Source organism: Streptomyces sp. PSU-S4-23, assembly GCF_055632315.1.
The window spans coordinates 6,955,227-6,968,073 of sequence record NZ_JBVMUU010000002.1; the positions used below are offsets into that span (position 1 = coordinate 6,955,227).

A 12,847-nucleotide genomic window follows, 5' to 3' on the forward strand; every position below is an offset into this window, starting at 1 on the left:
TCCGGCGGCCTATCCGAACAGCTTCTTCAGCTCGCGGTCGACCTTCGTGTCGGCCTTGTCGAGAGCGGCCTGAGGATCACCGCCCTTGCGGACGCAGTCGGCGAAGACGTCCTCGAGTGCGGTGATCATCGCCTGGGTCCAGCCGATGTTGTCGAAGTGGCCGTACTGGTTGAACAGTTTGACGCCCTCGGCGGGCAGTCCCGTCTTCAGCTTGGTGGCCGCCTGGGCGATGGAGGTGCGCGGCGGGATGTGGAAGCCGTAGGACGTGGCCCAGTCCTCCTGGTACTTCTTCTGGTCGATCCACAGCCACTTCACGTACTCCTTGGCCACGTCGACGTTCTGGCCCTTGGCGTTGACGAACATCGACCAGCCGCCGTTGTAGACCGACGGCTTGCCGGCGTCCGTGACCTTCGGGAAAGGCATGATCCCGAGGTCGTCGCCGAGGGTCTGCTGGAACTGCGGCATCGCCCACATACCGCAGAACTGGATGGCGCACAGGCCCTGGTTGAGCGCCGAGGGGTCCCAGAAGTCGGCCGGGGCGTCGAGGAGCAGATGGCCGCTGGCGAACAGCGTGCGCATCTTCTTCAGGCCCGTGACCACGCCGTCCGTGTGGTAGGCGATCTCGTTCCTGTCGGTGAGGGTGTCGGCGCCGGCCGACCAGATCATCGGGTTGATCACCGCGTGCAGGTCGTTGCCGAGGAACAGGCCCTTGACCTTGCCCGTGGTGAGCTTGGCGGCGGCCTCGATCAGCTCGTCGAGGGTGGTGGGCGGCTGGACGTTCGCCTTCTCCAGCAGCGACTTGCGGTAGAAGAAGAACTGCGGGTCGTCGATCATCCGGACGCCGTAGATCTTCCCGTCGACCGTGTGCGACTGGATGTCGGCCGGGTTGAAGTCGTCCTTGACCGGCTCGATGATGTCGGTCAGGTCCGCCACCTGGCCGCTCTTGACGAGCTGGATCTGCGGGTGGAACTCGAAGACGTCGGGCGCGTTCTTGGTGAGCAGCGTCGCGAACAGCTTGCTCTCGAAGTCGGCGCCGGTGATCCACTGGGTGGTCACGCCGGCGCCCTCGTACGCCTTCGCATAGCGCCTGATGGCCTGCTCGGTGCCCGCCTCCCCGTAGGCGTGGAAGTACTGGACGAGGTTCTTGCCGGAACCGCCCCCGCCGGCGCGGCCGTTGTTGCCGCCGCACGCGGACAGCGCGCCCGCGGCGGTCAGGCCCGCTGCGGCCCGGAGTATCGAACGGCGGTCCCAGCTACTGCTCATTGCCGACATGCTGACGTCCTTGTCTCGAGTGCGGGTGCGGGTGCGGGTGCGGGTGCGGCTCTTGCGGCTCTTGCGGCTCTTGCGTGTTCGGCGCGGGTTGGCACGGGAATGGCGGGCGAAAGGGCGTGCGGAGGGCACGGGATGGCCGGAAAGCGGTTGCGGTGCGGGACGTTAACCTTCGGCTAAGCCTTCGGCAAGGGGTTGGACGAAGCCGGTGCGAAACGTTGTACGGCGTGCGGGATACCGCACGCGCGCCCCGTGTGAGGGTGGGTCAGGACCTCGTCCGGACCTGGTCGTCGACGATCTGCCCGTTGGCGTCGAGCAGCCACCGCCCGGCCGGCAGACGGCCGTTCGCGTTCTTCAGGGTGCCGCCGGCGCGTGCCGGCGGTGCCTCCCTTCCGCCGTCATGAAGGCGGCGCGGTACGGCTCCTCGCGGGGGCGGTGCGGGCGGCGGGCCTCTGGCCGACCTGCTGGAGCGCGCCCTCCAGGGCGAAGGTCGCGGCTCCGAGGCACACCGGGTCGGTGGGGATGGGGGACAGGACGATCTCGGTGGCGGCGAACGGCCGCCGCAGCGCATGCCGGCCCACGGCCTCGCGCACCTCGGTCAGCAGCGGTTCGCCGAGCGCCGCCGCGACCCAGCTGCTGAGCACGACCACTTCGGGGTTGAGCAGGTTGACCAGGTCGGCGATCCCGGCCCCGAGATAGCGGGCGGTGTCCCGGACGACCTTCAGTGCGACGGGGTCCTGCGCGGCGACGCCGCGTGCCAGCGCGTCGATCGTGGCGGTCTGGTCCTCGGGGTGCAGCAGGGCGCTGCGCGGGCTCAGCTCGCGCAGGTTCTGCATGATGCCGGGCGCCCCGACGTACGTCTCCACGCAGCCGTGGTTGCCGCAGTGGCACAGCCGTCCGTCCAGCACCAGTGTGGTGTGGCCCCATTCGCCGGCGCTGTTGCTGACTCCGCGGTGCAGCCCGCCGCCCAGCGCCAGGCCGGCGCCGACCCCCGTGCCCAGATTGACGACCACCGCGTCCTCCCGTCCGCGGGCCGCGCCGAACCACAGCTCGGCGACCGCGCAGGCGCGCAGCGGGTTGTCCAGGTACAGCGGGTAGGCGATGTGCTCGGCGAGCAGGTCGAGCAGCGGCACGTCGTGCCAGTCCCAGTTCGGGGCGTACTCGCTGATCCCCCGGGCGCGGTCGACCTGGCCGGGCACGCTGACGCCGACGCCCAGGACGCGGGCGCCCTCCACGCCGGCCTGGGTGACCACCGAGCCGACGGCGGCGGCGACATGCGCGACGACCTGCTCGGGGCGGTTCTCGGCGGGGCGCATGTCCTCGTCGGCGCGGGCGAGCACGGTCAGCGCCAGGTCGAACAGCTCGACGCGCACGTACGTCTCCGCGATGTCCACGCCGATCAGCGCGCCGCCCGGCGCGTTGACGGCGACCAGTCCGCGCGGGCGGCCGCCCGCGGAGTCCTCGAAGCCGACCTCGGTCAGCATGCCGAGGTCGAGCAGTTCCCCGACGAGCGTGGCGACCGTGGCCAGGCTCAGCCCGGTCGCGGCCGCCAGCTCCTGCCGGGACGTGGGCGAGCGGGCGATGATCTGGCGCAGCACCCCGTAGCGGTTCGCGGTCCGAATGTCGCGTGAGGTGCGCTTCACCGGCACGGTCCTTCGATCCCTCCAGGCATGGCGAGGCCCCGTGCCTCCGCGCGGCGTGAGCCTATGCCGGGCAGGGAGCTTCTACAAGGGGTTAGGAAAGGGGGTTTACGAAGTACGGGTTCACCGAAGCCAGGGCTCCACGATCCCGCGTACGAAGGCGTTCCTGAACGTCCCCGTCGGATCCAGTTCCCGCGCCAGCGCCGCGAAGTCGCCGAGCCGGGGGTAGCGCTCGCGCAGCGTCCGGGCCGGCACCGTGAACACCTTGCCCCAGTGCGGCCGGGCCCCGAAGCCGTCGAGGGCCTCCTCGACCCGCCGCACCACGGGCAGCACGGCCGCCGTGTCCGGGACCCAGGTGAAGTGCACCGCCACCGTGTCCCTGCCGTACGCCGGGCTCAGCCACTGCGCGTCGGCGGCGACCGTCCGCACCTCGCAGGTCTGCAGCACGGGCGCCACCGTCACGCGGATCGCGTCGAGGGCGCGCAGCGCGTCGAGGGCGAAGGGCCGCGGCAGCAGATACTCCGACTGCAGCTCGGCCCCGCTGCTCGGCGTGAACTCCGCCCGGAAGTGCGGGAGCCGCCGGTGCCAGGGCCCCGGGACACCGAACTGCCGGGTGCAGTTGGCCGCGGGCATGCCCGGGACCGGGTGCAGCGCCTCGGTGGCGGGCGCGGCCCACGGGAAGTCCGGCAGCGGCTGGTCGGTGCGCCGTTTCAGCCAGACCTGCCGGAAGCCCGGCGCGCGCCAGTCGGTGAACAGGCTCACGCTGTACGCCGTCGCCGCGACCGTCTCGAAGTCAAGCCCTTCCAGGGGCAGTTCGGTGAACACATGCTGCTCGACCGTGAAGCCGGGCTCCAGGTCGAGGGTGAGCGCGGTGACCACGCCGAGCGCGCCGAGCGCGGTGACCGCGCCGTCGAAGCGGTCCTCGCCGCGGGCGATCCGCAGCGCCGAGCCGTCCGCCGTCACCAGCTCCACCTCGCGCACGGCCGAGGCCAGCGAGCCGTTGGCGAGGCCCGAGCCGTGCGTGCCCGTGGCCACCGAACCCGCCACCGAGATGTGCGGCAGTGAGGCCATGTTGTGCAGGGCGAGGCCGTGCTCGTGCACCACGCGGGCGAGTTCGGCGTACCGGACGCCGCCGCCGACCCGTACCGTGCGGGCCGCGGTGTCGACGTCCACCTCGGCCGGCAGCGCGGACAGCGAGAGCAGGACGCCCTCGGGGCCGGGATCGGCGATCCCGTTGAACGAGTGCCCGCTGCCGAGCACCCGCACGGCCGCGCTGCCCGCGACGAGCGAGCGGAGCGCGTCGAGCGAGCGGGGGCGGTGCAGTTCCCCGGCGGTGTAGGTGATGTTGCCCGCCCAGTTGGTGACCGAGTCCGTCATCGCTGTCGTCCCTCCCCGTGGCACCGAGGGCCACGCATGCACGGGAACCTACCTCGGCCGCAGCCTCTGGTGCGGATTCCATTCCGAGTCGGCGTGGATCATGCTGATTCCGCAAATATTCGCCACGCATCCTGCGGTATCGGTAGTCTCTGGGGTCATGGTCCAGCATCCGCTCCCGTCCCTCCTCCCGCAGACCGGGCTCACCCGGCACCGCCGCCTGCGCGAGCAGGGCAGCCTCCGGCGGGCCGATCTCGACGCGATCCTCGACGCGGGCTTCGTCTGCCATCTCGGGGTGATCGTCGACGGGCGGCCGCTGGTGGTGCCCACGGTGTACGGCCGGGACGGCGGGCTGCTGTATCTCCACGGCTCGGTGGCCAGCCGCAGCCTCGCGGGCGGCGCCCCGGTCTGCGTCACCGTCACGCACGTCGACGGGCTGGTCCTCGCGCGCTCGGTCTTCGAGCACGGCGTGAACTACCGCAGCGCGATCATCCACGGCACCGCCCGGAAGGTCACCGACCCCGACGAGAAGCTGGCGGGGCTGCGGCGGCTCACCGAGCACGCGACGCCGGGGCAGTGGTCGTACGCCCGGCGGCCCGACCGGAAGGAACTGGCCGCCACCACCCTGCTGGCCCTGTCCCTCGAAGAGGCGTCGGTGAAGATCCGTGCCGGCGCCCCCGACGACGGCGACGGGCCCGACGCCGGGTCGGGCGTCTGGGCCGGGACCCTGCCGCTCACCGCGACCTGGGGCGCCCCGGAGCCCGACCCCCTGCTGGCGCCGGGCATCCTGCCGCCCGAGCACATCGCACGCCGCGCGGGGACCCGGCACGGCTGACGCGCGGGCGGGGGCATACCGTGAGGAGTCGAACGCGTACGCCGGAAGCGAGGAGAACGGGATGGGTGACAGCCGCACCGCGCTGGTCGAGGATCTGATGCGGCGGTTCCCGCATGTGCCGCGGGAGGCTGTCTTCAAGGAGGACCTGCTGCGGGGCGGTGTGGCCTTCGACCCCTCCGCGCTGAGCGACAACGAGGGCGGTGAGGTCAAGCCGAAGTCGTACTTCATCTTCTCCTTCGACCACGGCACCCTGCCCGAACTGGGTGAGGCGGCCCTGCGGCGCCCGCCCGAGGAGATCGTCCTCACCGGAGGCCCGTACGACCTGCGGCGCACCGTCGTCTCGGTGCGTGTGAACCCCTCCTCGCCCTACCGGGTGGCCGCTGACGAGGAGGGACTGCTCGGGCTCTACCTCGACGGGCGGCGGATCGCCGACGTCGGCGTGCCGCCCATGCCCGAGTACTACCGGCACACCCTCTCCAGCGGGAAGTCCGTGATGGAGGTGGCCCCGACCATCCAGTGGGGATACCTGATCTACCTCACCGTCTTCCGCGTCTGCCAGTACTTCGGCGCCAAGGAGGAGTGCCAGTACTGCGACATCAACCACAACTGGCGCCAGCACAAGGCGGCCGGGCGGCCCTACACCGGTGTCAAGGACGTGGCGGAGGTCCTGGAGGCGCTGGAGATCATCGACCGGTACGACACCGCGAAGGCGTCCACCGCCTACACCCTCACCGGCGGCGCCATCACCTCGAAGGTCGCGGGCCGCGACGAGGCCGACTTCTACGGGCACTACGCCAAGGCCATCGAGGAGCGCTTCCCGGGCCGCTGGATCGGCAAGGTGGTCGCGCAGGCGCTGCCGAAGGACGATGTGCGGCGGTTCAAGGACTACGGGGTGCGGATCTACCACCCCAACTTCGAGGTGTGGGACCGGCGGCTGTTCGAGCTGTACTGCCCCGGCAAGGAACGGTACGTCGGCCGGGACGAGTGGCACCGGCGCATCCTCGACTCGGCGGACGTCTTCGGCGCCCGCAATGTGATCCCCAACTTCGTCGCGGGGGTCGAGATGGCCGAGCCGTTCGGCTTCACCACCGTCGACGAGGCGATCGCCTCCACCACCGAGGGCCTGCGCTTCTTCATGTCGCACGGCATCACGCCCCGCTTCACCACCTGGTGCCCGGAGCCCACCACCCCGCTCGGCAAGGCCAACCCGCAGGGCGCGCCACTGGAGTACCACATCCGGCTGCTTGAGGCGTACCGCGCCACGATGGACGACTTCGGCCTCTCCTCGCCCCCCGGCTACGGTCCGCCCGGCCCGGGCCGCGCGGTGTTCTCCGTCAGCTCCTTCATGGACAGCCTCCCCGCGCAGGACGAGGACGGCGAAGGGGCCGGGGACCCGCCCCGCGCGTCCCGCGTGTAACACGACGACCGTGTGCCCCGCTGAATGAGCACAGTGGGCCCGCGATCCGTACAACTCAACAGAGCGCAACCAAGCGGTAACGGTAATTGAATACGCCGCTTGTCAGTTGTGTGGGAACCGTGAAAGGCTCTGGGCCTGTCGTGAGACATCGTCAACTCCCCTGTATCTCGGGGGAGTTGGCTTTGCTTGTGGAAGCAGTGGAAGCAGGAGCCCCCATGCCAGACCTGCCGACCCCCCAGGACGCCGCTGAGGCCGCACTGTTCTCGGAGTGCTGGGACGCCGTCCTGTCGTACGCCGACCTGTGCACCTCCGGCTCCGCCGCCGGCAGACAACTGGCCACCGAGGCGTTCACCCACGGCATCCATGAGGCGCGCGCGGCCGAGGCCCGGGCGAAGACCAGCGGGCGCCGCATTCCGCGGCTGCCCCGGATACCGCTGCTGCTGACCGCGGTACGCACCACCGCCGCCGCCTGGGAGGCCGAGGGCAAGGGGCACCGGCTCGACCCGGACCTGCGGCTGTGGCTCAACTCCGAGAAGGCCGCGCGGTACGCGGGACCGCCCCTGCAGCGCCCCCTGGCCCTGCGCGGGCTCAAGGACATGCAGGAACCGGACGCGGCGCTGCTGTGGCTGGTGGAAGTGGAGGCGCTCCCGCCGGCCGACGTGGCCCGCCGGCTCGGCCTGGACCCGGCGACCGCGCCCGAGGAACTCAGCCAGGTACGGGCGCTGTTCCGGGACCGTTGCCAACGCAACCACCTCGACACGCCCATGGACGCCGCATGCCGCAGCTACGCCCGGCTCCTGGACGCGGTCACCCGCTCGCCGGCCGCCGAGACGCCGGAGGACCTCTCGCGGCACCTCGCCACGTGCGTGGAGTGCGCGGAGGCGGCGGCATGCCTGCGGCTGCGCGGCGGGGGGACGCCCGCCGCACTGGCGAGCGGCGTCATCGGGTGGGGCGGGCTCGCCTACCTGGAGCGGCGGCGCCGGGCCGCGGAGGCAGGGCTCATCGGCGGACGCGCGGACGCGGGCAGCGACCGGGGCGTCACGGTGGGCACCGCGGGGCGGCCCCGGATGGGCCGGGCCGGGGTCCTGGCCGGTGCCGTCATCGTGTCCGCGCTGGCACTGACGGTCTCGCTGATGCAGCTCGGCACCTCGGACGCGCGGACCTCCGCGGCCGGCGACCCGGCGGACCGCCGGCCGGTCGCCGACCCGACACCGTCCCTGCCGTCCCTCGGCTCGCCCTCCGGCAACGGCGCGTCCGGCCCCTCCCCGACCTCGCACCCGGCGACCCCCGGCCCCGAGGCGAAGAGCGGGGACCGGGACGCGGAACCGCAGGGCACGTCGACCAGTCCCATGGCCGACCCGCCGTCCCGGTCGTACCCGGGCACGCGGGCACCGTCGACGTGCCGGGTCAGATACGAGGTGGTCGACGAATGGCCGGACGGCTTCCAGGCCACCGTCACCGTCACCTCGACCAGGGCCCTCGACGACTGGCGCATCGGCTGGACGTTCGGGAACGGCCAGCGCATCACCCAGATGTGGGACGGCACGTACACCCAGGACGGCTCCGAGGTCACCGCCAGGGCCGCCGACTACAACAAGAAGGTGGCGGCGAACGGCACGTTCGCCGTCGGCTTCCTCGCCTCGTGGCACGGCGGCAACACGGCGCCGTACGACTTCACGGTGAACGGCGCCAGGTGCTCCACGGCGGGCTGAACCCGCCACCGGACGCGCCGCGGCGGGTGTTCACCGCCGGGCCCGGAGGCGCGGACGCGGGGTAGGACATGACCGCGGGCGGAGGCGCGGCCGCGGGGGAAGACACGGACGCGGGCGGAGGCACGGCCGCGGGGTAAGACACTGCCGCCGCGGGACGGCCGCCGCGCGACGGCCGCCGTGCACTGCCGTCCCGCCGCGGGCCGGGTGTTCCGCCGCCGGGTGTCCCGCTGCGGCTGTTCCACCGTCCGGCGTGCCGGAGCCGGTGTCACCGCGGGGTGGCCGCCGGCCGGGTGTTCCGCCGCCGGGTGTCCCGCTGCGGCTGTTCCACCGTCCGGCGTGCCGGAGCCGGTGTCACCGCGGGGTGGCCGTCGGCCGGGTGTTTCGCTGCGGCTGTTTCACCGTCCGGCGTGCCGGAGTCGGTGTCACCGCGGGGTGGCCGCCGGCCGCGGGTGGGTCTCGTACATGCGCACCGCCACCACCAGGCCGGCCGCGGCGGTGAGCGCGGCCACGGCCCAGATCGACGTGATGATGCCGTAGGCGTCGGCGAGTGCTCCGGCGAGCAGGGCGCCGACCGCGAAGCCGCCGTCGCGCCACAGACGGTAGACACCGACCGCGCGGGCCCGCCAGGCCGGGTGGGCGACATCGCCGATCACGGCGAGCAGGGTCGGGTAGACCATGGCGGTGCCCGCGCCGAGGAGGACCTGGGCGACCGCCCAGACGGGGAAGGCGGTGCCGACGGCGACCAGGCCGATGGCGGCCGCCTGCAGCAGCATTCCGGCGCTGATCAGATGCTTGCGCCCGACGTGGTCGGACCACCAGCCGGTGAGCAGCTGCCCGGCGCCCCAGACGGCGGGGTAGAGGGCGGCGAGCAGGCCGATCCGGGCGACGGACAGCCCGTGTGCGGCGTACAGCAGGGGGAAGACGCCCCAGGCGAGCGCGTCGTTGAGGTTGTTGACCATGCCCGCCCAGCTCGCGGACGACAGCGCCTTGTCGCCGACGCTCGTGAGCCGGGCGATCCGGCCGGTGGTCAGCTCGCCGTGGTGGTCCGGGTTCCTGGGCGCCGGGTGGAGGGCGGCCTCGGCGCGGGCGTGGTCGCGGGTCTCCCGGACCGCGAGGGTGGACAGGCCGAGTCCCAGGGCGGCGTAGGCGATGCCGAGGAAGAACGGCTCGGGCCGCAGCCCGGAGTGGGCGGCGACGGCCCCGGTGGCCATCGCGGTGACCGCCACCGCGGCGTAGCCGGCCGCCTCGTTGAGCCCCATGGCCAGACCCCGGCGTGCCGGGCCCACCAGGTCGATCTTCATGATGACGGTGGTGGACCAGGCCAGGCCCTGGTTGACGCCGAGCAGGATGTTGGCGAGGACCACCCAGCCCCAGGAGGGGGCCCAGATCAGCATCAGCGGTACGGGCACTCCGACCAGCCAGCCCGCCACCAGAACCGGCTTGCGGCCGAACCGGTCGGAGAGCGTTCCGGCGAAGAAGTTGGTCGCCGCCTTGGTGGCGCCGAACGCCACGATGTACGTCAGCGCGGCGGTGTACGCGGACAGGTGGAAGACCTGGTCGGCCAGCAGCGGCACGACCGTGCGCTCCTGGCCCAGTTCGCCGCCGACCAGGGCGTTGACGGCGACCAGCAGCACGAACTGGGCCAGGTTGGCCCGCAGGCCCAGGCGTATCGGGCCGAGCGAGGCGGGCGGGGCGGGGGCGGGGTGGGGCATGATCCGTGCTCCAGGTCGAGGCCGGCGGCGGCCCGTTCGGGGAAGGTGGCGGGAGGGACTCTGGCTTCTGCGCCCGTCCTCCCTTACGATATTCCATGGATTTATGGAGGATGTCTATGGGTGAGCACACGAAGGCCGATGTGAAGGCGCAGCTCTACGAGGCGTTCGCCGTCAGCGGCAAGGCGCTGGCCAGTGGAAAGCGACTGGAGCTCCTGGACCTGCTCGCGCAGGGCGAACGCACGGTGGACGCGCTGGCGAAGGCGGCCGGGCTGAACCTGACCACCGCCTCGGCCCACCTCCAGATCCTCAAGCAGGCCGGCTTCGTGACCACCCGCCGTGAGGGCGTACGGATCCACTACCGGCTGGCCGGAGACGATGTGGCGCGGCTGTTCGCCCTGCTGCGCAGGGTCGCCGAGGCGCACCGGGCCGCCGTACCCGCCGCCCGCGACGCCTACCTCGGTGACGACGGCGCCGCGGAGGTCACCCGCGAGGAGCTGCTCGCCCGGGCCGGGACGGGCGACGCCCTGGTCCTCGATGTGCGCCCGGAGGAGGAGTACCGGGCCGGCCACATCCCCGGCGCGCTGTCCATCCCGGTGGAGGCACTGGCCGAGCGGATCGACGAGCTGCCCGAGGGCGCGGAGATCGTGGTGTACTGCCGCGGCGAGTACTGCGTGCTCGCCTACGACGCGGTACGGCTGCTGAAGGCCCGTGGCCGCCGTGCGATCCGCCTCGACGACGGCATGCTGGAGTGGCGCCTGGCCGAACTCCCCGTCGAGACCGGGGCCATGGCGTGAACGAGGACGTCCCGACGCATCGGGGACCGGCCGGCGGGCCGGTCGGTCCGGGCCGCGCCGCCGCGCCCACGGACATACGCACCGCCGCACAGCGGCGGACCCTGACCGTTCTGGTCGTCTCCCAGATCCTCAGCGGCGCGGGCCTGGCCGCCGGTATCACCGTCGGTGCCCTGCTCGCCCAGGACATGCTCGGCAGCACCAGCCTGGCCGGGCTGCCCAGCGCCCTGTTCACCGCGGGGAGCGCCGTCGCCGCGATCACCGTCGGCCGCGTCTCCCAGGCCCACGGACGCCGTCCCGGCCTCGCGGCGGGTTATGCGACCGGCGCGCTCGGCAGCGCGGGCGTCATCGCCGCCGCCGTCCTCGACAACCCCGTCCTGCTGTTCGCCGCCCTCTTCGTCTACGGCGCGGGCAGCGCCACCAACCTCCAGGCCCGCTATGCCGGCGCCGACCTCGCCGCCCCCACCCACCGTGCCCGCGCCATCTCCACCGTCCTGGTCGCCACCACCCTGGGCGGTGTCGTCGGCCCCAACCTGGCCGCGCCCACCGGCGACCTCGCCGCCACGTTCGGCATCCCCCGCCTGGCCGGACCCTTCCTGCTGGCCGGCGCCGCCTACGCCTGCGGCGCCCTCGTCCTGGCGCTCTGGCTGCGCCCCGACCCCCTGCGCCTCGCCCGCACCCTCGACACCGCGCGGTCGGCGGTCGGGACGGGGGCCCGGGCGGCCGCGGCACCGCCGCGGGCACGGGGCGGGGCCGTGCTCGGCGCACTCGTCATGGTCGTCACCCAGCTCGTCATGGTCGCCATCATGACGATGACGCCCGTGCACATGCACGACCATGGCCACGGCACCGCCGCCTCCGGCCTGGTCATCGCCATCCATGTCGGCGCGATGTACCTGCCCTCACCGCTCACCGGGCGCCTCGTCGACGCCCCCCACGCTCGGCTACGCTCGCGCGGGGAGACCCCGATCGGCCGCCCGGCCGTCGCCGCCGCCTCCGGCATCGTCCTCCTCGCGGCCGGCATCCTCGCGGCAGCCGCCCCCGCCGACTCCGTCGCCCTGCTCGCGCTCGCCCTCGCCCTGCTCGGCCTGGGCTGGAACCTCGGCCTCGTGTCCGGCACCGCGATCATCACCGACACCGTGCCCCTGGCGACCCGTGCCAGGACCCAGGGCACGGTCGACGTCGCCATCGCCATCGCCGGCGCCACCGGCGGTCTCGCCTCCGGCGTCGTCGTCGACCTCGCCGGCTACCCGGTCCTCGCCCTGACCGGCGGCGTCCTCTCCCTCGCCGTCCTGCCCGCGGTGGCCGCCACCGCCCACGGCCGATGACCACCGGCCACGGACCGGGCGCGCGTACAGCGGGAAAGCGGCCGGGGCCGGACGCCGTACGGTGTCCGGCCCCTGACGGGATGCGGCGTGATCGTGCAACGGTCGTGAAACGGGAGGCCGGCCGGCGGGCGTGACTTGGCTGGTCGGACGGGATGCCGACACCCTCGGGTGTCAGCTTGGTGAGCCGGACGGGCGCCTTCCCCCTCGGCATCGCGCCCCCGTGCGGGCCCTACACTTTCGCCGTCACACGCCTAGGGGGGTACGTGAACAACGAAGACACGCCTGCGCGAAGACCGCGCAGGCAACTCGTCCTCATCGGGGCACTCATCGCCGTCCTCGCGGCGCAGTCCACAGCACTCGTCGTCCAGCAGATACAGATCAGCGACCTCAGGACCCGGCGGGCCACGCCTGGGCCGGCGGGCCCCTCCGGGCCGCCGGGACCCGCAGGACCACCGGGACCCCGAGGCTTCACCGGCGCAGCCGGCCGCGACGGCAAGGACCCCACCGACACCGTCGTCGTCCCCACGCAGGACACGCGGGCCCAGCTCACCGAAACCGAAGCCCGCGCCCACTGCCAGACCGTCGCCGACCAGGCATACCCGGTGGGCAGCGATACGGGCGACGCGGCTGCTGACACCCTCACCAACACCTACGCCACCGTCATGAACGAGAAGACGTTCAAGCAGTGCATGGGCGAGCAGGGCTACCCGCAGTAGAACGCCGGGCAAGCCGCCGCCCCTCGCCGGCGCCGGAGCCGTGGCTGAGGATG

At 72.8% G+C, this 12,847-nt stretch carries 10 protein-coding genes; 6 read left to right on the forward strand and 4 right to left on the reverse strand.

The window, feature by feature from the left end; translation table 11 throughout:
- Positions 1–9: 9 nt before the first annotated feature.
- From ACZ79I_RS31630 to ACZ79I_RS31640, 3 genes are all read right to left on the reverse strand, one after another.
- A complete protein-coding gene (locus ACZ79I_RS31630) occupies positions 10–1,272 on the reverse strand; it encodes an ABC transporter substrate-binding protein (RefSeq protein WP_471501842.1) in 1,263 nt (420 codons plus the stop codon).
- Positions 1,273–1,667: 395 nt separating this feature from the next.
- Positions 1,668–2,912 (reverse strand): ROK family transcriptional regulator, encoded by a 1,245-nt coding sequence (locus ACZ79I_RS31635; protein ID WP_471501844.1) that lies wholly within the window; start codon positions 2,910–2,912, stop codon positions 1,668–1,670.
- A gap of 120 nt (positions 2,913–3,032) precedes the next feature.
- Positions 3,033–4,286: a D-arabinono-1,4-lactone oxidase gene (locus ACZ79I_RS31640; protein ID WP_471501846.1), complete on the reverse strand. Its 1,254-nt coding sequence runs from the start codon at positions 4,284–4,286 to the stop codon at positions 3,033–3,035.
- Positions 4,287–4,443: 157 nt separating this feature from the next.
- On the opposite strand from ACZ79I_RS31640, the gene ACZ79I_RS31645 reads away from it, so the two are divergent.
- The 3 genes from ACZ79I_RS31645 to ACZ79I_RS31655 all read left to right on the forward strand — a co-directional run bounded on the left by ACZ79I_RS31645 (position 4,444) and on the right by ACZ79I_RS31655 (position 8,247).
- Positions 4,444–5,118 carry a pyridoxamine 5'-phosphate oxidase family protein gene (locus tag ACZ79I_RS31645; protein WP_471501848.1) on the forward strand — a complete coding sequence of 225 codons (675 nt, stop codon included), beginning with the start codon at positions 4,444–4,446 and terminating at the stop codon, positions 5,116–5,118.
- A 61-nt stretch (positions 5,119–5,179) separates the two neighbouring features.
- On the forward strand, positions 5,180–6,535 hold the full coding sequence (locus ACZ79I_RS31650) for a radical SAM protein (protein ID WP_471501850.1): 1,356 nt from the start codon (positions 5,180–5,182) through the stop codon (positions 6,533–6,535).
- Positions 6,536–6,750: 215 nt separating this feature from the next.
- On the forward strand, positions 6,751–8,247 hold the full coding sequence (locus ACZ79I_RS31655) for a cellulose binding domain-containing protein (protein WP_471501852.1): 1,497 nt from the start codon (positions 6,751–6,753) through the stop codon (positions 8,245–8,247).
- A gap of 422 nt (positions 8,248–8,669) precedes the next feature.
- Here the strand turns inward: ACZ79I_RS31655 and ACZ79I_RS31660 are convergent, their stop codons facing one another.
- A complete protein-coding gene (locus ACZ79I_RS31660) occupies positions 8,670–9,959 on the reverse strand; it encodes an MFS transporter (RefSeq protein ID WP_471501854.1) in 1,290 nt (429 codons plus the stop codon).
- 116 nt (positions 9,960–10,075) lie between these two features.
- Between ACZ79I_RS31660 and ACZ79I_RS31665 the strand changes: the two genes are divergently transcribed.
- The 3 genes from ACZ79I_RS31665 to ACZ79I_RS31675 all read left to right on the forward strand — a co-directional run bounded on the left by ACZ79I_RS31665 (position 10,076) and on the right by ACZ79I_RS31675 (position 12,794).
- Positions 10,076–10,753: an ArsR/SmtB family transcription factor gene (locus tag ACZ79I_RS31665; protein WP_471501856.1), complete on the forward strand. Its 678-nt coding sequence runs from the start codon at positions 10,076–10,078 to the stop codon at positions 10,751–10,753.
- Positions 10,754–10,827: 74 nt separating this feature from the next.
- Positions 10,828–12,078, forward strand: coding sequence for an MFS transporter (locus tag ACZ79I_RS31670; protein WP_471505331.1), 1,251 nt, complete (start codon positions 10,828–10,830; stop codon positions 12,076–12,078).
- A gap of 263 nt (positions 12,079–12,341) precedes the next feature.
- A complete protein-coding gene (locus ACZ79I_RS31675; RefSeq protein ID WP_471501858.1) occupies positions 12,342–12,794 on the forward strand; it encodes a hypothetical protein in 453 nt (150 codons plus the stop codon).
- Positions 12,795–12,847: the final 53 nt, after the last annotated feature.